Annotated in this window: 20 protein-coding genes; 13 read left to right on the top strand and 7 right to left on the bottom strand. The window is 73.2% G+C overall.

Annotated elements, in window-relative coordinates:
* Positions 1-115 precede the first annotated feature (115 nt).
* The 3 genes from ACFQGL_RS20325 (at position 116) to ACFQGL_RS20315 (ending at position 2712) form a co-directional block, all read left to right on the top strand.
* Complete coding sequence (locus tag ACFQGL_RS20325) at positions 116-853, top strand: hypothetical protein (protein ID WP_377513753.1); 738 nt, start codon at positions 116-118, stop codon at positions 851-853.
* Between the two features lie 225 nt (positions 854-1078).
* On the top strand, positions 1079-1900 hold the full coding sequence (locus ACFQGL_RS20320; protein ID WP_377513752.1) for an HAD family hydrolase: 822 nt from the start codon (positions 1079-1081) through the stop codon (positions 1898-1900).
* Positions 1900-2712, top strand: a complete 813-nt coding sequence (locus ACFQGL_RS20315; RefSeq protein ID WP_377513751.1) for an HAD family hydrolase — start codon at positions 1900-1902, stop codon at positions 2710-2712. Before ACFQGL_RS20320 ends, ACFQGL_RS20315 begins: the two co-directional genes overlap by 1 nt.
* A gap of 20 nt (positions 2713-2732) precedes the next feature.
* Here ACFQGL_RS20315 and ACFQGL_RS20310 read toward each other — a convergent pair whose 3' ends face one another.
* A complete protein-coding gene (locus ACFQGL_RS20310) occupies positions 2733-3335 on the bottom strand; it encodes a bacterial proteasome activator family protein (protein WP_377513750.1) in 603 nt (200 codons plus the stop codon).
* 83 nt (positions 3336-3418) lie between these two features.
* Between ACFQGL_RS20310 and ACFQGL_RS20305 the strand changes: the two genes are divergently transcribed.
* Together ACFQGL_RS20305 and ACFQGL_RS20300 are read left to right on the top strand one after the other, a co-directional pair.
* The gene (locus ACFQGL_RS20305) at positions 3419-4216 is read left to right on the top strand and encodes an alpha/beta hydrolase family protein (protein ID WP_377513749.1); all 798 of its coding nucleotides are present in this window, start codon (positions 3419-3421) and stop codon (positions 4214-4216) included.
* 80 nt (positions 4217-4296) lie between these two features.
* Positions 4297-5484, top strand: coding sequence for an ABC transporter substrate-binding protein (locus tag ACFQGL_RS20300; protein ID WP_377513748.1), 1188 nt, complete (start codon positions 4297-4299; stop codon positions 5482-5484).
* Between the two features lie 76 nt (positions 5485-5560).
* Here the strand turns inward: ACFQGL_RS20300 and ddaH are convergent, their stop codons facing one another.
* A complete protein-coding gene (gene ddaH / locus ACFQGL_RS20295; protein WP_377513747.1) occupies positions 5561-6394 on the bottom strand; it encodes a dimethylargininase in 834 nt (277 codons plus the stop codon).
* Between the two features lie 59 nt (positions 6395-6453).
* On the opposite strand from ddaH, the gene ACFQGL_RS20290 reads away from it, so the two are divergent.
* Both ACFQGL_RS20290 and ACFQGL_RS20285 read left to right on the top strand, forming a co-directional pair.
* Complete coding sequence (locus ACFQGL_RS20290; protein ID WP_377513746.1) at positions 6454-6912, top strand: Lrp/AsnC family transcriptional regulator; 459 nt, start codon at positions 6454-6456, stop codon at positions 6910-6912.
* A gap of 88 nt (positions 6913-7000) precedes the next feature.
* Positions 7001-7957: a zinc-binding dehydrogenase gene (locus tag ACFQGL_RS20285; protein ID WP_377513745.1), complete on the top strand. Its 957-nt coding sequence runs from the start codon at positions 7001-7003 to the stop codon at positions 7955-7957.
* A gap of 7 nt (positions 7958-7964) precedes the next feature.
* On the opposite strand, the gene ACFQGL_RS20280 is transcribed toward ACFQGL_RS20285, so the two are convergent.
* The 3 genes from ACFQGL_RS20280 to mobA form a co-directional block, all read right to left on the bottom strand.
* Complete coding sequence (locus ACFQGL_RS20280) at positions 7965-9071, bottom strand: T3SS (YopN, CesT) and YbjN peptide-binding chaperone 1 (RefSeq protein ID WP_377513744.1); 1107 nt, start codon at positions 9069-9071, stop codon at positions 7965-7967.
* Positions 9072-9195: 124 nt separating this feature from the next.
* Entirely contained in the window at positions 9196-9462 is a 267-nt protein-coding gene (locus ACFQGL_RS20275; RefSeq protein WP_377513743.1) for a DUF6457 domain-containing protein, read from the bottom strand.
* Entirely contained in the window at positions 9459-10205 is a 747-nt protein-coding gene (gene mobA, locus ACFQGL_RS20270) for a molybdenum cofactor guanylyltransferase (RefSeq protein ID WP_377513742.1), read from the bottom strand. The genes ACFQGL_RS20275 and mobA overlap by 4 nt, the downstream gene beginning before the upstream one ends.
* 78 nt (positions 10206-10283) lie before the next feature.
* On the opposite strand from mobA, the gene fdhD reads away from it, so the two are divergent.
* Positions 10284-11150, top strand: a complete 867-nt coding sequence (fdhD, locus tag ACFQGL_RS20265) for a formate dehydrogenase accessory sulfurtransferase FdhD (RefSeq protein WP_377513741.1) — start codon at positions 10284-10286, stop codon at positions 11148-11150.
* Positions 11151-11161: 11 nt separating this feature from the next.
* On the opposite strand, the gene ACFQGL_RS20260 is transcribed toward fdhD, so the two are convergent.
* On the bottom strand, positions 11162-12205 hold the full coding sequence (locus ACFQGL_RS20260) for a DUF4192 domain-containing protein (protein ID WP_377513740.1): 1044 nt from the start codon (positions 12203-12205) through the stop codon (positions 11162-11164).
* A gap of 193 nt (positions 12206-12398) precedes the next feature.
* On the opposite strand from ACFQGL_RS20260, the gene ACFQGL_RS20255 reads away from it, so the two are divergent.
* The 5 genes from ACFQGL_RS20255 (at position 12399) to ACFQGL_RS20235 (ending at position 19080) form a co-directional block, all read left to right on the top strand.
* Positions 12399-13313: a fructosamine kinase family protein gene (locus tag ACFQGL_RS20255; RefSeq protein ID WP_377513797.1), complete on the top strand. Its 915-nt coding sequence runs from the start codon at positions 12399-12401 to the stop codon at positions 13311-13313.
* Positions 13310-14323 (top strand): GTP 3',8-cyclase MoaA, encoded by a 1014-nt coding sequence (moaA, locus tag ACFQGL_RS20250; protein ID WP_377513739.1) that lies wholly within the window; start codon positions 13310-13312, stop codon positions 14321-14323. The genes ACFQGL_RS20255 and moaA overlap by 4 nt, the downstream gene beginning before the upstream one ends.
* Positions 14324-14335: 12 nt before the next feature.
* Positions 14336-14581, top strand: a complete 246-nt coding sequence (locus ACFQGL_RS20245; RefSeq protein WP_377513738.1) for a MoaD/ThiS family protein — start codon at positions 14336-14338, stop codon at positions 14579-14581.
* 13 nt (positions 14582-14594) lie between these two features.
* Positions 14595-15839 (top strand): metallophosphoesterase, encoded by a 1245-nt coding sequence (locus ACFQGL_RS20240; protein ID WP_377513737.1) that lies wholly within the window; start codon positions 14595-14597, stop codon positions 15837-15839.
* A gap of 61 nt (positions 15840-15900) precedes the next feature.
* Positions 15901-19080, top strand: coding sequence for a UvrD-helicase domain-containing protein (locus tag ACFQGL_RS20235; RefSeq protein ID WP_377513736.1), 3180 nt, complete (start codon positions 15901-15903; stop codon positions 19078-19080).
* A 27-nt stretch (positions 19081-19107) separates the two neighbouring features.
* On the opposite strand, the gene ACFQGL_RS20230 is transcribed toward ACFQGL_RS20235, so the two are convergent.
* Complete coding sequence (locus tag ACFQGL_RS20230) at positions 19108-19761, bottom strand: prepilin peptidase (RefSeq protein ID WP_377513735.1); 654 nt, start codon at positions 19759-19761, stop codon at positions 19108-19110.
* Positions 19762-19768 lie beyond the last annotated feature (7 nt).

The following is a 19768-nucleotide window of genomic DNA, read 5'->3' as shown; positions in this document are numbered from 1 at the left end:
GAAAGGCGACCACCGAGCGACCGACCGACACCGACGCCCGCCCTGCGATTCCGGTCACAATCTGCAGGTTGTGCCATGATTCGTGACAGGTGCGTGACCGGCGGAAGGATGGCCGATGTCCGAGGAGTTGCCGATCCCCCGGCAGGGCGACCGGTCCGACGGCCCGGCCGTGATCGAGTGGGCCGCCGATGAGCCGCCGGCCCGGCGGCGCCAGTTCCGCCGGTCCCTGGCCGGTCTGACCCGGGACCCCCGGGTGCCCCTGCTGTTGGCCGGGCTCGGTGCGGTGGCCGGGGTCGCCTCGCTGGTCGGCGAGTGGCTGGTGATGACCGTCCCGGACGGCGGGCCCGGCCCGGACAGCTCGATCGAGGTGCCGGCCGGGTTGTCCGAGGTCGGCGGTTTCGGGGTCGGCTATCTGGTCGGGCTGCTCGGCCTGGTCTGCATCGTGGCGCTGGCGCTGCGGGGCACGGCCGCCATCCGGCCGAATGCCCGGTTGGCCGGGCTCACCCTGACCGGCGCCCTGCTGGCGCTGCTGATCGCCGCCGCGACGACGCTCGATGACCCCGCCCAACGCAGCCTCCTCTACACCGCCCAGGAAGGCTTCCGGGCCGAGTACGGCCGCGGACTGGTGATGGCGTTCGTCGCCTGCCTGCTGCTCGGCGCGGCGCTGCGACTGCCGGCGGCCGCCCTCGACGGCGGCCCGGCCGGGCCAGCGGCCGACGACGACCTGGCCGGTGGCGCGGGCCGCGGTTGGCGTCGCCGCCAGGAGCCGATCGAGGAGGACGGCCGATCCGAGCCGGCCGATCTGACGGTCACCTCGGCCGTACCGTTCGCCCACCCTGAGCCCCCGCGCTGAGCAGCGCGGATCCGGTCCCCGGAGGCGCCGGCGTCCCCTTACACCAGCGCCGTCCGGTCGGTTATCCATCGACACCGGCGGGTCCCCGCCCGTTGGCGCCCGATTCGCCTGGAAGCCATGGTTGCGACCTGTTCCGCGAGGTACGGTTGCTGCCCGCCGTCCCGCCGGGTCTCGACACTCAGGGCCGCACGGCTGGCTGCGACGGCGGCGGGCGAAGGAGGAACGATGACCCGCCCGGGCCTGCCCAAGCTGATCGCGACCGATCTCGACGGGACGCTCGTCCGCAGCGACGACACCGTCTCCGCGTACACCCATGGGGTGCTCGACCGGGTGCGGGCCGCCGGAATTCCGGTGGTCGGCGCGACCGGGCGCGGCCCGCGGTTGACCGAGTTGACCCGCAACGACATCCGGGCCGCCGACTTCCTGGTGCTGGCCGGTGGCGGACGGGTCGTCGACCAGAGCGACCCGGCCGGGCCGGTGGTGCTCCGCGACGAGCGGCTGGCCGGCGAGGTGCTGACCCGTCTGCTCGCCGACCTGGAGGCCGAGGTCGGCCCGCTGACCGTCATGGTCGAGGCGTCCGACGAGCACGACGCCCCACTCTGGGGCGACTACCACGCAAGCTGGCCCTATCAGGACCGGTTCGAGGCGCGCAGCCGCGCGGAATGCCTCTCCTGCGACGTGATCAAGGCCTTCGCCCGGACCGCCGACCATCACGTGGACGAACTGCTGGCGGTGGCCCGGCGGATCGTTCCGCCGGAGGTCGCCACGCTCACCCAGGCCGGGCTCGGCTTCATCGAGATCTGCCCGCCGGGCGTGGACAAGGCGACCGGGCTGACCGTGGTGGCGCAGTCTCTCGGGGTCGATCCGGCCGACGTGCTGGTCTTCGGTGACATGCCCAACGACCTGCCGATGTTCGAGTGGGCTGGCTGGTCCCGGGTGGCGGTCGCGAACGCGCACCCCGACGTCCGCGCCGCCGCCGACGAGGTGACCCTGCGCAACGACGACGACGGGGTGGCGGTGTACCTGGACCGGCTACTGTCCCGGTGATGGGAGAGACACCCCGGCTCATCGCCACCGACATCGACGGCACGCTCGTCCGTGACGACCGCACGGTCAGCCCGCACACCGCCGACGTGCTCGCGCGGATCTCCGCGCGGGGCACGCCGGTCGTGCTGGTCACCGGTCGTCCCGTCCGCTGGCTCAAGATGGTGTACGACCAGTTGGCCGAGCCGCTGCCGGCGATCTGCGCCAACGGCGCCGTGGTCTACGACCCGGTCGCGGACGAGGTGCTGCGAGCCGACCCGCTCGCGCCGCAGCACCTGGCCGAGGTGGCCCGGCGGCTACGTGCCGAGGTGCCCGGGATCAGCTTCGCGGTGGAGATCCTGGACAGCCGGGAGATGCGGCACGAGGTGCACTACCCGCTGCGCTGGGACGTCGACCCAGACGGGATGCGGCCGGTCGAGACGCCGGAGGAGTTGCTCTCGGCCCCGGCGGTGAAACTTCTCGCTCGCGCCGGCGAGCAGGACCCGGACGCGTTCGTCGCGCTGGTGGCCGGGGCGGTGGCTGGGCTGGCCGAGGCGACGCACTCGTCGTCGTCCGGGCTGGTGGAGATCTCGGCGGCCGGTGTGACCAAGGCGGCGGGGCTGGCCTGGTACTGCGACCGGCTCGGTGTGGCGGCAGCGGACGTGCTGGCCTTCGGCGACATGCCCAACGACGTGCCGATGCTGAGCTGGGCCGGACGTGGCGTGGCGGTGGCGAACGCGCACCGCGCCGTCCTGGCGGTCGCCGACGAGGTGACGACGGCGAACTCCGAGGACGGCGTGGCGGCGTACCTGGAGAAGGTTTTCGGGGTGGGCTGACCGGGCCGGGGCCCGGCGGGTCAGAGGTACTGGCCGGTGTTGTGCCCCTCGCCGCCCCCGGGCTGGCCGATGCCCGGCATGCCGGGCACCACCCCACCGGGGCCGCTGGGCAACGCCTGCCGGCCCGAGCGCATCTGCTCCAGCTGGACCCGGGCCGCCATCTGCTGGGCGACCAGGGCCGCCTGGATGCCGTGGAAGAGCCCCTCCAGCCAGCCGACGAGCTGTGCGTGCGCGATCCGCAGCTCGCTCTCGCTCGGGGCCTTGTCCTCCGTGAAGGGCAGTGAGATGCGCTCCAGTTCGTCGCGCAGCTCGGGGGCGAGGCCCTCCTTGAGCTCGACGATGGACCGCTCGTGGATCTCCCGCATCCGGTGCCGGCTGGCGTCGTCGAGCGGGGCGGCCTTGACCTCCTCGAGCAGCTGCTTGATCATGCTGCCGATTCGCATCACCTTGGCCGGCTGTTCGACCAGGCGGGTCGGATCCTCGCCCTGCCCCTCGTCGGTCTGCACCGTGCCGACCGGCTGGCCGTCCGGGCCGACCACCACCACGATGCCGGAGTGACCGGTGCCGTCGGGGCCCGGCTCATCGTTCTGTGCAGCGGAGTGCGCTTCGGTCATGGGGTCCATCTTTACTCAGTCGGCCTGTGTCGTGCCGCCCGGGACCGACTCCCAGGACCGAACCACCCGGGCGGGCGCGCTACGGTCGCGCCATGCCTGCCGACCCGCGTGCCGTGCTGACCCGGCCCGCCCCGGAGCCGGACCGGACCGTGGCGTACGGCGACCACCCGGATCAGGTGGCCGATCTGCGGCTCCCGGCCGGCAACGGCCCGGCGCGACCGCTGGTCGTCGTGGTGCACGGCGGCTTCTGGCGGGCCGAGTACGACCGGCGGCACACCGGGCCGCTGGCTGCCGCACTCGCCGGGTCCGGGTACCCGGTCGCGCAGCTGGAATACCGGCGTACCGGGCAGCCGGGCGGCGGCTGGCCGGGCACGTTGACCGACGTGCTGACCGGGGTGGCCGAGCTACCGGGGCTGGCCGCCGACCTCATGCCCGACCGGGTGACCCGGGCCGCGCCGATCCTGGTCGGCCACTCCGCCGGCGGCCACCTGGCGTTGTACGCGGCGGCCGTCGCGCCGACGACGGTGGGCGGGGTCCTCGCCCTGGCCCCGGTGGCCGACCTCGCCGAGGCGTACCGGCGGGATCTGGACTCGGGCGCGGTGGCCGCGCTGCTCGGCGGCGGTCCGGCGCAGGTTCCGGACCGGTACGCGGCGGCAGATCCACGATCATTGGTGCCGACACAGACACGGACAGTAATAGTTCATGGCTCGACTGACCAACAGGTGCCGGTGGAGATCAGCCGAGTTTTCGTTACGGCGGCCCGTGCCGCAGGATCCGATATTTCCCTTGTTGAACTGCCCGGATGCGAGCATTTCGGGCTGATCGACCCGGAGTCGGAGGCCTGGCCGCAGGTCCTCGACGCGTTGCGGTCCCTGCAGGATGATCACTAACCATTGACGCAGCGTCGCGGACCAGGTAGAACGCCGGAGGGGCGTTGTCCTGCCCTGCAACGCTCCTTGGAAGGAACTCGGTGTCGCAGATGAATCGCAGGCGAGCGCTCCAACTGCTGGCCGCGCTCGGTACCACCGGATTCGCCGCCGGTTGCGGCTCCGACACGGACGGCCAGGCGACCTCCAACCGGGGCCCGATCAAGATCGGTCTGATCGCACCGCGTGCCGGCGGCTTCAAGAGCATCGGCGACGACATCACCAACGGCTTCCAGCTCTTCCTCGACCTGCACGACCAGCGGCTGGGCGGGCACCCGGTGACCCTGCTGACCGCCGACGAGGGCGACACCGCCAAGACCGGCAAGGCCGCCGTCGACGACCTGCTCAAGCAGGGCGTCCTCGCGCTCACCGGGGTGGTCAACTCGTCGGTGATGGTCAACATCCGGGACACCGTGGAGCAGGCCCGGGTCCCGCTGATCGGCTCCAACGCCTCGCCCAGCAGCCTGCAGAGCGTGGTCTACATCTGGCGGACGTCGTACGTGCTGGACGAGGCTGGCCGCGCGATGGGCCGCTACCTGCGCGACCAGCTGCCCGCGAACGCCCGGGTGGCCATCATCGTGCCGGAGAACGTCGGCAGCCCGGACGTGGTGCGGGGCTTCCGGCAGGCGTTCGGGGCCACCGACCCGCGGATCGCCGACCCGGTGACCAACACCGACGCCACCGCCACGCCGGGGAAGACCACGTACGTCTCGGACATCAAGAAGGCGTTGGCCAAGAAGCCGACCGCGGTCTTCTGCTTCTACGCCGGCACCGCCGCCGTGGAGTTCATCAAGCAGCTTCGCGACCAGTTCTCCGGGCCGATCTACGCGCCCGGCTTTCTCACCGAGGGCACCGCGCTGGAGAGCATGCAGCGCGACGCCCTGGGCATCCAGACCGCGCTGAACTACTCGGCCGACCTGAACAGCACGACCAACCGGGTCTTCGCCTCGGCCTACCGCAAGAAGCACCAGGTCACCCCGACCACCTACGCGATGGCGTCGTACGACGCGGCGCAGGTGCTCGACCAGGCGATCCAGCTGACCGGCGGTGAGCCCACCCCGCAGCAGGTCAACCTTGCGCTGGGCAAGATCGGGCAGATCGACAGCCCGCGCGGCGTCTGGCAGTTCAACCAGCCGCGTACCCCGCAGCAGAAGTGGTACCTGCGCGAGGTGCAGCGCGACGGTCAGGTCATGTCGAACGTGCTGATCAACGAGCTGGAGACGCTGGGCTGAGCGCCCACCGGAGCGAGATCAGGGGCCGGCCTCCCGCTTGGGAGACCGGCCCCTGACGTACGCGGCAGCGCTCGGGTCAGTGCCGCAGTTCGGCGATGCAGCACTTGACGCTGCCGCCGCCCTTCTTCAGCTCGGCCAGCTCGACCGGCACCGGGGTGTAGCCGGCGGCCTTGAGCGTGCCGGCGAGTCCGGTGGCCTCGCTGTTGAGCACCACGTTCGCGCCGTCGCTCACCAGGTTGAGCCCGAACGCCATGGCGTCGGCGTCGTCGGCGATCACCGCGGCCGGGAAGAGCTGGGCGAGCACCCGCTGGCTCGCTGCGGAGAACGCGCCGGGGAAGTAGGCGATGTTCGAGTCGTCGAGGACGGTGAGCGCCACGTCCAGGTGATAGAAGCGCGGGTCGATCAGGTGCAGCGACACCACCGGCCGGCCCAGCGCCTCCTGTGCCTCGGCGTGCGCGGGGATCTCGGTGCGAAAACCATGCCCGGCCAGGATGAGCCCGCCGTGCGCCTCCGGCACGTACGCGAAGTCACCCTCGCCCTCGTTGGTCTCGCTCGGTGCGATGAACCGCCAGCCCTGCGACTCGTAGAACGCCCGGTGCGCGGCGGCCTCGGCGGCCCGCTGCTCGTGCTTGAACCGCGCGCCGTAGACACTGCCGTCCACCATCAGGGCGCCGTTGGCCGCGTAGACCATGTCGGGCAGGCCCGGCTCGGGGGTGAGCAGGTGCACCTCGTGGCCGAGGCCGACCAGCGTCTCGCGCAGCCGGTCCCACTGCTTGACGGCCAGTTCCCGGTCCACCGGGGTGGCCACGTCCATCCACGGGTTGATCGCGTACTCGACCGCGAAGTGCTCGGGCGAGCACATGAGATATGTCCGCTTTCGCGGGACTCGCTGCTGGTTCACGGTCACCAAGAGTAGGTACCGTAGAACTTTGGTAACAGCCACAACCATTGCTTCCCAGGGGCGGAACGTTGCAGATAGACGCGGTAGACCAGCGGATCATTGCGTTGCTCGTCGCCGACGCCCGCGCGTCGTACGCCGACATCGGCAACCGGGTGTCACTCTCCGCCCCGGCGGTCAAACGCCGGGTCGACCGACTGCGCGCCACCGGCGTCATCAGGGGATTCACGGCCGTCGTGGATCCGGCCGCCGTCGGCTGGACCACCGAGGCGTTCGTCGAGCTGTTCTGCGCCGGCCGGACCACCCCGGCCCAGATCGGCGTGGCCGCCCGCCGACACCCGGAGGTGGTCGGTGCGTACACCGTGTCCGGTGAGGCGGACGCGCTGGTGCACCTGCGCGCCGCCGACATCGCCCACCTGGAGGCGGCGCTGGAACGGCTACGCGCCGAGTCGTTCGTGACCTCCACCCGCAGCACCATCGTGCTCTCCCGGCTGGTCGAGTCGCCGGGCGTCGGCCCCTCCGCCCGCTGACCGGCCACGCCCCTTGACCTCAAGTTCGGTTGAGGAGATGAACTGGCCGTAGCGTGGGCACGGTGCCCACCTTGACCAAGGGGGTTCCATGCGGGCGGTCTGGTTACGTGCGTTCGGCGGACCCGAGGTGCTGGTCCCCGGCCCGGCTCCCGACCCGGTGCCCGGCCCCGGCCAGGTGCTGATCGACGTCGCGCACGCGAACATCACCTTCGTCGAGACACAGCTTCGGTCCGGTCGCCCCGGACCCTTCCGGGTCACTCCGCCGCTGATCCCCGGTAACGGCGTCGGTGGAGTGATCGCCGCCGTCGGGCCGGACGTCGACCCCGCGCTGACCGGGCGTCGGGTGGTCAGCGCCACCGGTGGCTCCGGCGGGTACGCCGAACGTGCCGCCGTGGACGCCTCCGCGCCGTTCGAGGTGCCGGCCGGGCTCGCGCTGGACGCGGCGGTGGCGCTGCTGGCCGACGGGCGTACGGCCACCATGCTGGTCGAGGCGGTCGGCGTACGCCCCGGTGACCGGGTGCTGGTGGAGGCGGCTGCGGGCGGTGTGGGCAGCCTGCTGGTACAGCTCGCGGCCCAGGCCGGCGCGCGGGTGATCGGTGTGGCTGGTGGCCCGCGCAAGGTGGAGCTGCTGCCCGCGTTGGGTGCCGACCTGGCCGTCGACTACCGCGCGCCGGAGTGGGCCGAGCAGATCCGGGAGGCGGTGGGCGGCGTCGACGTGGTGCTCGACGGGGTCGGCGGGGAGGTCGCCCGGACGGCGTTCGAGCTGCTGGCCCCGGGTGGTCGCATGGTCAGCTTCGGGCTGGCCAGCGGCGAGTGGTCCCCGGTCTCCGCGGAGGCGGCCACGGCGCGACAGGTCACGCTGGTCCGGCCGGACGTGCCGCCCGCGCAGCTGCGGGCGTACACCGATCGGGCGCTGGCGGACGCGGCGGCCGGCCGGCTGCGACCGCTGATCGGCCAGCGCTTCCCGCTGGAGCGTGCCGCCGACGCGCACGCCGCCATCGAGGCCCGCGCGACGGTCGGCAAGACCCTGTTGGACGTCTCCTGAACCTTGCTCAGAGGTACATGCCGGTGCGGTGTTCGGAATCGTCCCGGCGGACCGGCTTGTCGCCCTCACCGAAGAACCGCTTGCCGCCGAACTCACCGTGCAGCCGGTCGTCCAACTCGTCGGCGAGCCCGGTCATCACCTGCACCGCCAACATCAGGTGGGTGGCCTGGAAGTTCCGGCCGAAGACCGGGATGGACGCCCAGACCGTGTCGTCGGCGCAGTAGAGACGACCGATCGGCATCCGGTTGGTCAGCTCGGACAGCCGGACGTAGAGCCGCTCGGTCGGCTCGACCTCGGTGAGCACCGGGGAGGAGACGTCCACCAGGGGCGGGTTGTCCCGGACCCGGACGAAGACCATCGCCGAACCGGCACGGATGTTGATGTCGCCGTCCGAGTCGATCTGCAAGCGGTCGCTGTCGGACTTCAGCATGGTGGAGACCACGGTACGGACCCGGTCCGCCAGGTCGAGCACGTCGTCCCGCTCGACCTGCGCGGCCGCCGCTCCGGCCAGCGCCTCCTCCAGATCGCCCTCGACGTCGGCGTCCGGGCCGAACTCGCTGCGCGCGGTGCCCAGCGGCTCCACGGCCAGCGGCTCGCCCTCGGCGTCCTGGATCAGGTAGACGAGGAAGGCTGGGTGCGGGGCGCCGTAGACGTCGCGCAGCGTCCGGGCGAGCAGCGTGGCGATCCGGGTTGCCTCGGCCGTCGTACCGTCCAGGCCGAAGAAGCCGCCGGAGCCGAGCACCACCCCGGGCGGGGACCAGCCGAGCGCGATCATGTCCGCCACGGCGGCGCGGTCCAGCCGGTAGCCCGCCGGCAGGCTGGCGTTGCCGACCGCCCGGGCGGAGAACGCGCCGGCGCCGTCCGCGTCGATGCTGATCGAATAGACGGCGTCCCCGGTCCCGGAGGCGGTGGGGTCCAGGGTCAGCTCGACGTGCGCGCCGGCGGGCAGTTCCCGCAGCCGGACGGCGAGCGCGCGGACGAACTCCTGCCACGCCTCGGTCACCTTGGCCCGCAGGTCAGTTGTGCTGGGCTCGTCGAGCAGGATCGATTCCGCCGGCTCGGCCGTAGCGCCGGGCAGCTCACCGTCCGGCACCGAGGGGTGGTCAGCCGTCATGATCGCCTCCGTCCGTCACGATCACCCTACCCACGCCCGCTGGGTGGCCAATCAGCCCGGACCGGGATCGGACATCGGCGCGACGGGCCGCCACGAAGCAGCTGCGTCAGCCAGCACCCGGAGATCAGGACGCGGACGGGTCGGTGGGGTCGGCGCCCAGCTCGACCGGCCAGTTGCCCGCCAGGGCACTGAGCCGGGCGGCGGCGTCCGCGGGGTCGGCGCCCCTACCCACCGCCAGCCCGAGCAGGTACGCGGTGACCGGTGCCCCCGGCCGCAGCACCTGATGTGCGACGTCCCGGGCCAGGTCCAGCACCGCCGGCACCGGCACCCCGCTCGGGTCCAGGTCCAGTTCCACGCAGGCCGCCGTGACCCAGTCGTCCAGCACCGTCATCGCGCCCACTCCTCCGCCCGGCGTACGTCCTCGTCAGTGTCGCAGTCGAACCAGGGCGGCGGGCCGTCGCCGGACCACGGCACCTCCCGGACGACGAGACCGGCCAGCAGCGCCCGGACCGGTGCCCCCGCCAGACTGCCGCCGCGCTCCGCCGCCAGCCGGTCCAGCCCGGCCCGCAGTGCGGCGACCCGCCACACCCCGCAGAGCGACTGCCGCCGCCCGTCCGCGTCGACGAAACACGCCCCGTCGGGTCGCCGCCCGCCGCCGCTCTCGCCGGGGCCAGCCCCGACGGCGCTGCTCACGACGGCGCTGCTCACGACGGCGCTGCTCACGACGGCGCTGCTCACGACGGCGCTGCTCACGACGGTGCCGGCTGTCGGGGCGGGAGGGGCGGTGGCGCTATCGGAGTCGAGGTGGAGCAGGAGTTCGCCGACCGCGGCGCGGGTGAGCAGCGGCAGATCGGCGGCGAGCAGCGCGACCACGGTCGTACCGGGGTCGAGCAGCGCCAGCCCGGCCGCCATCGCGGCGACCGGTCCGCCGCCGGGCGGATCCTCCCGGGTGACCCGCACACCGGGCGGGACGACGTCGACGGGACCGACCAGCACCCGCGACGCGGCATCGGTGACGGCAGCCAGCACCCGGTCACGCATCGGCCGACCGCCGACCGGACGTGCGGGCTTGTCCACCCCGCCCATTCGTCGGGCGGCCCCACCAGCGAGCACCACGGCGGCGTACGTCCCCACCCGGCCACGGTAGCCGTGCCGCCGGCCGAGTACCCGGTGGCCGTGCGGACCGGCGGACGTGGGGTGCAGGATGACGGGATGGGACGGGCGACTGACCGACGGAGCGTGCTCCGGATCGACCTGGACGCGGCGGCCGACGGGCGCGGGGCGGTCCGCCGCCCGGACAACCTGGCGGTGGAGGAGCCGCTGGAGATCCGGGTCGGCCTGGCCGGGCCCGGCCGCCGGCAGCCGCTCGCGGTCACCATGCGTACCCCGGGGGACGACCTGGACCTGGCGATCGGGTTCCTGCTGACCGAGGGGCTGATCCGGTCCACCGACGACGTGCTCACCGCGCAGCTCTGCGCTGGCGCGGAGACGCCGAACACGTACAACGTGGTGGACGTGGTGCTCGCCCCCGGCGTGCCGGAGCCGACCACCGACCCGTCCCGGAACTTCTACACGACCAGCTCCTGCGGAGTCTGCGGCAAGGCCAGCATCGACGCGGTACGCACCCGCTCGCTGTTCCCGGTCGCGGCGGACACGCTCGCCGTGCCGGCCGCGCTCCTCGCCGAGCTGCCCGACCGGCTGCGCGCCGCCCAGCGCGGCTTCGACCGGACCGGCGGACTGCACGCGGCGGGGCTGTTCACACCCGCCGGAGAGCTGGTGGTGCTCCGGGAGGACGTCGGCCGGCACAACGCGGTCGACAAGGTGATCGGCTGGGCGGTGCGGGAACGCCGACTGCCGCTGGCCGGGCACCTGTTGCTGGTGTCCGGCCGGGCCAGCTTCGAGCTGACCCAGAAGGCGTGGATGGCCGGGCTGCCGCTGCTCGCGGCGGTCTCCGCGCCGAGCAGCCTCGCCGTCGAGCTGGCCGACGAGGCGGGCATGACGCTGGTCGGGTTTCTCCGCGGCCGGACCATGAACGTCTACGCCGGCCCCCAGCGGATCACGGTAGAGCAGCCAGCCTGACCGGACGCACCTCAACGGCGACGACGGCTTCGTCTGCGGTGGCGGACCACGCCGGGCAGCCCGACCGACGGCCAGCCGTCCAGCTCGGACGGGGGCACGCCGCGCCGGAGCAGGTCGTCCAGGAGTTGGGCGAGCGAGTAGTCCGGGTGCACGCTCAGCGTGCGCTCCAGCGCGACCGCGGCCAGCGCGCCCTGCCCAGCCCGCCAGGCGGCGAACGCCAGCAGGGCACCCGGCGCGGCGGTCAGCTCCGGCTCGGCCCGCCGCAACACGTCCATCCAGAGGGCGATGTCCCGGTCCCGCCCGTCGGTGCGCTCCCACGCGTGATCGCGGATCGGCAGATGCGTCAGCAACAGACTCAGCCAGGCCACCTCGTCGTCGTCGAGTGGCTCGCCGCGGCGCTGCCGGCGCTGGGCCTCACGGACCGCCGCCACTCCGGCGGAGCGCAGTGCCCGGCCACCGAGCAGGTCGCTCTCGGACGCCTCCTCGATCAGTTCGGCCAGTCGTTGTTCGGCGCGGACGGTGGCGGCGCTCAACGCAGCTCGGGCTGGGCCGTCCACCGGCGACACCTGTGCCACGAGAGCGGCCCGATCGGGAAGTGCGACCTGGCCGGCGAAGACCGCCGACGCGGTCACCGGATTGGCCGCCGGGTCGTAGCGGCGGCCCTCGGGCGGGCAGCAGTCGGTCTCGGTGCAGAGGTAGGACCACCACCGGCCGTCGGTCACCCGCAGCGCGTCGAGCACCTCCAACCCAGCATCCGTCAGGGCGGCGCGCACCGCGTCCACACTCGGAGTCACCCGGTCGGGCGGCCCGTAGCCGACCACCGTCGCGGCCTCCGCGCCCTGGCGGTGGATCACTCCGGCCAGGTGCCGAGCCCGCCCGCCCGGGTCGTCGGACGGGTCGGGCAGGTCGGCGCGGGCGGCGAAGATGATCTGTCGGCCGCGCAGCGCCACCGCGACCACGCTGTCGGCGGGGTGGAAGCCGAGCAGGTACGGCACGGCGGCGAGCAGGTCGGCGGGTGAGCGGACGGCGAGTCGGGGGCGTTCGGTCGAGGTCATGCCGGGAGCCTGCGACCGGGGCACCAGGGTCCGCCGCCCCTGTGGACGACACGCGGCTTATCCACAGTCACACAGCGTGTTCTCCCTGCTCAGTGCCGATCGGGGATGACCGGGAAGGGGCGTGCGCAGGTACGGACGACCCGATGTGTTCGGGCGGCACCGTTCTGTCGTGGGAAGCGGTTACGGTGCGCTGATGGACCTGGCGTACCTGCGCGCGCATCCCGAACACCTGCCGACGTTCCTGACCCATCAGCGGATCCGCGAGACGCCGGTCGCCGGTGGGAACATCTGCGCCGCTGCCCGGCTCACCCTGGACGACGGTCACTCGGTCTTCGCCAAGTCCTGGCCCGAACGTGCCGGCCGGCCGGTGCCGGCGGGCTTCTTCGCCGCCGAGGCGGCCGGATTGCGCTGGCTGCGGGAGGCCGGCGCGGTGGCCGTACCCGAGGTGATCGTGGCGTTGCCCGACCTGTTGGCGCTCGACTGGGTGGAGCCCGGCGAGCCGACGCCGGAGGCGGCCGAGCGCTTCGGTCGGGAACTGGCTGGCCTGCACCGGGCCGGCGCACCCACCTTCGGGTCGAGCTGGCCCGGTTTCATCGGGGCGCTCGAGCAGGACAACACCCCCGACGACGGTCCCTGGTCGACCTGGTTCGCCGAGCGACGGCTCGCACCCTACCTGCGGCGCTCCGTCGACGGCGGCGCGTTGACCGGGGCCGACGCCGCGCTCGTCGAGCAGGTGATCGACCAGGTCGGCGAGTTCGGCGGGGACGAGCCGCCGGCCCGCGTCCACGGCGACCTGTGGCCGGGCAACGTGCTCTGGGGCGCCGACGACCGGGCCTGGGTGGTCGACCCGGCGGCGCACGGCGGGCACCGGGAGACCGACCTCGCCCAGCTCGCTCTCTTCGGCGGCGTTCCCCACCTCGATCGGGTGCTGGCGACCTATCAGGAGACCTGGCCACTGCACGATGGCTGGCGCGACCGGGTGCCACTGCACCAACTGCACCTGCTGCTCGTACACACGGCGTTGTTCGGCGGCGGATACCGCGCTGCGGTCGTCCAGAGCGCCCGTGCCGCCCTGGCCCGGGCCGAGCGCGCTACGGTCGACAGGTGAGCGTCGCCCCGCGGACCGACGGCGTCCTCGTCGACCGGTTCGGCCGCGTCGCCCGGGACCTGCGCGTGTCCCTCACCGACAAGTGCAACCTGCGCTGCACCTACTGCATGCCGGCCGAGGGGCTGCCCTGGCTGGCCGGCCCCGAGCTGCTCACCGACGACGAGATCGTCCGGTTGGTCCGGGTGGCCGTCGAGCGGCTCGGCGTGACCGAGGTGCGGTTCACCGGCGGTGAGCCGATGATCCGGCCCGGGCTGGTCGGCATCGTGGCCGCGGTCGCCGCGCTGGAGCCGCGTCCGCAGATCTCGCTCACGACGAACGGCATCGGCCTGGACCGCCTCGCGCCGGCGCTGAGCACGGCCGGCCTGGACCGGGTGAACGTCTCTCTGGACACCCTCGATCACGCCCGGTTCACCCAGCTCACCCGCCGTCCCCGACTGGACGCGGTGCTGGCCGGGATGGCCGGGGCCGCCGCCGCCGGGCTCACCCCCGTGAAGATCAATTCCGTGTTGATGCGCGGCGTCAACGAGGACGAGGCACCGGCGCTGCTCCGCTTCGCCGTCGACCACGACTACGAGCTGCGGATCATCGAGCAGATGCCGCTGGACGCGCAGCACGGCTGGGACCGCGGCACGATGGTCACCGCCGAGGAGATCCTGACCTCTCTGCGTACCGCCTTCGAGCTCAGCCCCGACCCGGCCCACCGCGGCGCGGCACCGGCGGAGACCTGGCTGGTCGACGGCGGCCCGGCCCGGGTCGGTGTGATCGCCAGCGTCACCCGCCCCTTCTGTGGCGACTGCGACCGCACCCGGCTGACCGCCGACGGCCAGGTCCGCGCCTGCCTCTTCGCCACCGAGGAGTCCGACCTACGTGCCGCGCTGCGCGGCGGCGCGGACGACGAGGAGTTGGCTCGCCGCTGGCGCAGCGCGATGTGGGGCAAGCGGGCCGGGCACGGCATCGACGACCCGACCTTCCTCCAGCCGACCCGGCCGATGTCCGCGATCGGCGGCTGAGACGTGGACCCGATGCCGCTGACCGTCCGCTACTTCGCTGGCGCGCGCGCCGCCGCCGGCCGTTCCGAGGAGGTCACCGCCGCCGGCCGATCGCTCGACGATCTCACCGCCGATCTGGCGCAGCGGCACGGTGCCCGACTCGCCGCCGTCCTGCGGGTGGCGAGTTTCCTGGTCGACGGCGTCACCTGTCATGATCGTGAAGCACCCCTGCCGGGCGGGGCAACGATCGATGTCCTACCCCCGTTCGCGGGCGGCTGAGGGAGGCGCACGGATGTTGGCGGTTGTGGGGTTCATGGCCGTCCTGGCGCTCGTCACCGGCCTGATCCACCTCTACCTGTGGAAGCGGCTGATCCGGGACACCACCACCCCGGGCCGTTGGCGGCTGATCGGCGGGATCGCCGCGCTGGCGTTGGCGCTGCTCGTGCCGGCCACCCTCGCCGGGACGGAGGCTGGCCTCTACTGGCTCGCCTGGCCGGGCTACCTGTGGCTCGCGCTGATGTTCTACCTGCTGGTCGTGCTCGTCGTGCTGGAAGTGCCGATGCTGGTCACCCGGCTGCTACTGCGCCGCCGGGTGACGGCCGCCGAGCCGACCACCGCCGCGCCCGAGCCGGTGCTGGTCGGCGCCGCCGGGCCGGCCGATCCGCCGGCCGCCGGCGCCGTCACGGCACCGGACCACGACCCGGGCCGCCGACTGCTGCTGGCTCGCGGGGCGGCCATCTTCGCCGGCCTCACCGCCGCCGGCATCACGGGGTACGGGGTACGCACCGCTCTCGGGCCGCCACAACTGGACCGGGTGCAGATCCCGCTCGCCAAGCTCCCCCGCAGCATGGACGGCCTGCGCATCGCGACCGTCTCCGACATCCACCTCGGCCCGTTGCGCGGTCGTGCGCACACCGAACGGATCGTCGCCGCGATCAATCGACTCGACGCGGACCTGGTCGCGGTCGTCGGTGACCTGGTCGACGGCTCGGTCGCCGAGCTGGGTTCGGCCGCCGCACCGCTGCGCGACCTGCGCTCCCGGTACGGCAACTTCTTCGTGACGGGCAACCACGAGTACTACTCCGGGGTGGAGGAGTGGGTCCAGGAGGTGGACCGGCTCGGTCTGCGGGTGCTGCAGAACCGGCGGCAGGAGATCCAGGCCCGGGGCGGCGTGCTCGACCTGGCCGGCGTGAACGACCTGGACGGCGCGGGCACCGGCCTCGCCGCGGGGCCGGACTTCGCCGCCGCCCTCGGTGACCGCGACCCGAGCCGCCCGGTGGTCCTGCTCGCACACCAGCCACTGGCGGCGGTCCAGGCGGCGCACTACGGCGTCGACCTGCAACTGTCCGGGCACACCCACGGTGGGCAGGTGGTGCCGTTCAACCTGGTCGTCGGCCTGGCGCAGCCGGTGGTCAGCGGCCTCGGCGAGGTCGACGGCACGAAGGTCTACGTGACCAACGGCGCCGGTTTCTGGGGTCCCCCGGTACGGGTCGGGGCGAAGCCACAGATCAGTCTCGTGGAGTTGCGCTCGGCATAGCGGACGTCACGTCCGCGCGTGGCGGCGGGCGGCCGGCGCGGCGGGCGTGACAGGATGCGGCGTGCCCCCGTTCAGCGCCGTACCCCCCGGTGGCCTCCCGCCATTCGTCGCGGACCTGCACATCCACTCGAAATACTCGCGCGCGTGCAGCCGCGACCTCACCCTGCCGAACCTCGCGTGGTGGGCCCGACGCAAGGGCATCGCCCTGCTCGGCACCGGAGACTTCACCCACCCGGCCTGGTACGACCACCTGCGGGAGACCCTGCGCCCGGCCGAACCGGGGCTCTACCGGCTCGACCCGGAGGCGGAGCGGGACATCGCTCGCCGGCTCCCGCCCCGGCTAGCCAGCACGGCGGAGTCGACCCCGGTCCGGTTCATGTTGAGCGTGGAGATCTCCACCATCTACAAGCGGGACGACCGGACCCGCAAGGTGCACCACCTGATCTACCTGCCTGACCTGGACGCGGTGGCCCGGTTCAACGCGGCGCTCGGCCGGATCGGCAACCTCGGCTCGGACGGCCGGCCGATCCTGGGCCTGGACTCCCGGGACCTGCTGGAGATCACGCTGGAGGCCAGCCCGGACGGCTACCTGGTCCCGGCGCACATCTGGACGCCCTGGTTCTCCGCGCTGGGCTCGAAGTCCGGCTTCGACGCCATCGCCGACTGCTACGCCGACCTGGCGGAGCACATCTTCGCCGTGGAGACCGGCCTGTCCTCCGACCCGGCGATGAACTGGCGGGTCGGCAGCCTGGACCGCTATCAGTTGGTCTCCAACTCGGACGCGCACTCCCCGCCGGCACTGGGCCGGGAGGCGACCGTGCTGACCTCCGAGCGGGACTACTTCGCCGTCCGGGAGGCGCTACGGACCGGCGACGGCCTGGCCGGCACCCTGGAGTTCTTCCCCGAGGAGGGCAAGTACCACGCGGACGGGCACCGGCTGTGCGGGGTCAACTGGTCGCCGGAGCGGACCAGGGCGGCCGACGGACGTTGTCCCGAGTGCGGCAAGCCGCTCACCGTGGGCGTACTCAGCCGGATCGAGGAGTTGGCCGACCGTGCCGATGGGCACCGGCCGGCACATGCCCGGGAGGTCACCCACCTCGTGCCGCTGGCCGAGATCCTCGGCGAGATCAACAAGGTGGGGGCCCGGTCGAAGAAGGTCGAGGGGCGGCTCAACGAGCTGATCGCCGCGCTCGGCCCCGAGCTGGAGATCCTGACCACTGCCCCGTTGGCCGACATCGCGCAGGCCGGCGGTGAGCTGCTCGCGGAGGGCATCGGTCGGCTGCGGCGCGGCGAGGTGCGCCGGGTGCCGGGCTACGACGGCGAGTACGGGGTGATCACCCTCTTCGACCCGACCGAGCTGGGTGCCGGCACCGCGCAGGAGACACTGTTCGACGTACCGGTGCCGGCACAACGACGACCGGCGGAGCCGGCGGTACGGACGAAGCGCCCGGCGACGGCGAAGGCCGAGCCGAAGCGCAAGCCGGCCCCCTCGCCCGCCCCACCGATCGCACCGCCGCCGTCACCGCACGAGCCGTTCGAGCCGATGCTCGCGGGCATGGAGGAGGTCGGCACCGGCCTGCTCGACCGCCTGGACGCCATGCAGCGGGTGGCCGCCTCCGCACCCGGTGGTCCGCTGCTCATCGTGGCCGGTCCCGGCACCGGCAAGACCCGGACGTTGACCCACCGGATCGCGTACCTCTGCGCGGAGCTGAACGTCTTTCCCGAGCACTGCCTGGCCATCACCTTCACCCGCCGGGCCGCCGAGGAGCTGCGGCACCGCCTCGACGGCCTGCTCGGCCCGGTCGCCGAGGACGTCACCGTGGGCACCTTCCACGCGCTGGGCCTGACCATCCTGCGGGAGAACGCCGACGCGGCCGGCCTGCCGGCCAACTTCCGGATCGCCGACGACGCCGAGCGGGCGGCGGCCCGGTCCGAGGCCGGCGACGACCTCGCCAGCTATTCCGCCCTGCTCCGCAAGCAGGACCTCGTCGACCTGGACGAGCTGGTGAGCCTGCCGGTGGAGCTGCTGCGGGCGAACCGGGAGCTGGTCGAGCGGTACCGGGACCGCTGGCGGTGGATCTTCGTGGACGAGTATCAGGACGTCGACGCGGTGCAGTACGAGCTGCTGCGGCTGCTCAGCCCGGCCGACGGCAACCTCTGTGCGATCGGTGACCCGGACCAGGCGATCTACTCGTTCCGGGGTGCCGACGTCGGTTACTTCCTGCGCTTCTCCGAGGACTTCACCGACGCCCGGCTGGTCCGGCTGAACCGCAACTACCGCTCGTCGGCGCCCATTCTGGCCGCCGCCGTGCAGGCCATCGCGCCGTCGTCGCTCGTCCGTGGCCGGCGGTTGGACCCGGCCCGGCTCGACCCCGAGGCGCCGCTGGTCGGCCGTTACCCCGCGGCGTCCGTCGCCGAGGAGGCCGACTTCGTCGTCCGGACCATCGACGAGCTGGTCGGCGGGCTGTCCCACCGGTCGCTGGACTCGGGCCGGATCGACGGCCGGGCCACGTCGTTGTCGTTCTCCGACATCGCGGTGCTGTACCGCACCGACGCGCAGGCCGCACCGATCGTGGACGCCCTGGCCAGGGCCAACATTCCGGTCCAGAAGCGCTCACACGACCGGCTTCGGGACCGACCCGGCGTACCGGCCATCGCCCGCGAGCTGCGACACGCCGACGGGTTGGCCGGATCGTTGACCGCCCGGGTACGGCTGGCCGGTCAGGTGGTCGCGGAGCGGTTCGCCGTGCCGACGTTGGACGGTGCCGGCGCGGTCCGTCCCGAGGACGTGCGCTCGGCGGTGGACCTGCTGACCCCACTGGCCCGGCGCTGCGGCGACGACCTGGAGACGTTCCTGTCGCAGTTGGCCACCGGCGCGGAGGTGGACGCGCTCGACCCGCGCGCCGAGGCGGTCACGCTGCTCACCCTGCACGCCGCGAAGGGCCTGGAGTTTCCGGTGGTCTTCCTGGTCGGCGCCGAGGACGGGCTGCTGCCGCTGCGCTGGCCGGGCTCGACGCTCGATCAGGACGCGGTCGCCGAGGAGCGCCGGCTCTTCTTCGTCGGTCTGACCCGGGCCCAGGACCGCCTGTACGTCAGCCACGCCTCCCGCCGTACCCGGCACGGCGTGGAACGTGAGAACCCGCCGTCGCCGTTCCTCGGCGTCATCGACCCCGGGCTGTTCGAGCGGTTCGGCGAGACCGAACCCCGCCGCCCGAAGGACCGTCAGCTCCGCCTCATCTGATCGACGGGGCGGGCCTCGCGTTCCTGGTCAGCCGAGGAGCACGCCGAGCCAGGCGCCGGCGAGCAGGGCCGGCCCGACCGGCAGCAGGGTGTCCCTGCGTACCCGCCGGGCGGCGAGCAGGCCGAGCACCAGGCCGCCGTGCAGCAGGTGCGGCAGGAGCAGCCCGGTCAGCAGGGCTTCACGACCCAGCCAGCCGAGCGGCAGACCGAGGACGGCGGCCAGCTTCACGTCCCCGAAGCCCAGCCGGGACCCGGGCAGCAGGGCCAGCAGCACATGCGCCGATCCCGCGACCACCGCACCGGCCAGCGCACCGAGCAGCCGCCCGGGAGTGCCACCCAGCAGCGCCGCAACGGTCAGGCCACCGACGCACAGCACACCAGCGGCGAGGACCAGCGGATCGGGCAGTCGCAGACAGGCCAGGTCGACCTCGGCCAGCACCAGGCCGACCGCCGCCACCGCGAGGAAGACCGGCAGCGCCGGGTCGTCACCCAGCGCCACGGCGAGCCCGGCGAACACCCCGGCCCCCACCACCGGGCCGAGCCACCCCGACCCACCGTGCCGCGTCCTCAGGCCCGTCCGGCCCGGGACCGCCGCGCTGGTGAAGGGCCGGGCCATCGCGGGTACGGCGAGGCCGACGAGCACGCCGAGCAGCGCGACCGGCACCAGCGCAGCGGCCGACATGGGCCGG

Origin of the sequence: Micromonospora vulcania, assembly GCF_042658605.1 — a bacterium.
GTDB classification, from domain to species: Bacteria; Actinomycetota; Actinomycetes; order Mycobacteriales; family Micromonosporaceae; genus Micromonospora; species Micromonospora vulcania.
This window is presented reverse-complemented; position numbering and strand designations above follow the sequence as displayed.

What these genes read in the sequence shown, in the direction of transcription:
- ACFQGL_RS20230 (WP_377513735.1), bottom strand. Translation starts at nt 19,761, where the DNA reads ATGTCGGCCGCTGCGCTGGTGCCGGTCGCGCTGCTCGGCGTGCTCGTC.
- ACFQGL_RS20315 (WP_377513751.1), top strand. Translation starts at nt 1,900, where the DNA reads ATGGGAGAGACACCCCGGCTCATCGCCACCGACATCGACGGCACGCTC.
- fdhD (WP_377513741.1), top strand. Translation starts at nt 10,284, where the DNA reads ATGGGACGGGCGACTGACCGACGGAGCGTGCTCCGGATCGACCTGGAC.
- ACFQGL_RS20240 (WP_377513737.1), top strand. Translation starts at nt 14,595, where the DNA reads ATGTTGGCGGTTGTGGGGTTCATGGCCGTCCTGGCGCTCGTCACCGGC.
- ACFQGL_RS20320 (WP_377513752.1), top strand. Translation starts at nt 1,079, where the DNA reads ATGACCCGCCCGGGCCTGCCCAAGCTGATCGCGACCGATCTCGACGGG.
- ACFQGL_RS20275 (WP_377513743.1), bottom strand. Translation starts at nt 9,462, where the DNA reads ATGACGGTGCTGGACGACTGGGTCACGGCGGCCTGCGTGGAACTGGAC.
- ACFQGL_RS20285 (WP_377513745.1), top strand. Translation starts at nt 7,001, where the DNA reads ATGCGGGCGGTCTGGTTACGTGCGTTCGGCGGACCCGAGGTGCTGGTC.
- ACFQGL_RS20310 (WP_377513750.1), bottom strand. Translation starts at nt 3,335, where the DNA reads ATGGACCCCATGACCGAAGCGCACTCCGCTGCACAGAACGATGAGCCG.
- ACFQGL_RS20260 (WP_377513740.1), bottom strand. Translation starts at nt 12,205, where the DNA reads ATGACCTCGACCGAACGCCCCCGACTCGCCGTCCGCTCACCCGCCGAC.
- ACFQGL_RS20305 (WP_377513749.1), top strand. Translation starts at nt 3,419, where the DNA reads ATGCCTGCCGACCCGCGTGCCGTGCTGACCCGGCCCGCCCCGGAGCCG.
- ACFQGL_RS20280 (WP_377513744.1), bottom strand. Translation starts at nt 9,071, where the DNA reads ATGACGGCTGACCACCCCTCGGTGCCGGACGGTGAGCTGCCCGGCGCT.
- ACFQGL_RS20325 (WP_377513753.1), top strand. Translation starts at nt 116, where the DNA reads ATGTCCGAGGAGTTGCCGATCCCCCGGCAGGGCGACCGGTCCGACGGC.
- ACFQGL_RS20245 (WP_377513738.1), top strand. Translation starts at nt 14,336, where the DNA reads ATGCCGCTGACCGTCCGCTACTTCGCTGGCGCGCGCGCCGCCGCCGGC.
- ACFQGL_RS20255 (WP_377513797.1), top strand. Translation starts at nt 12,399, where the DNA reads ATGGACCTGGCGTACCTGCGCGCGCATCCCGAACACCTGCCGACGTTC.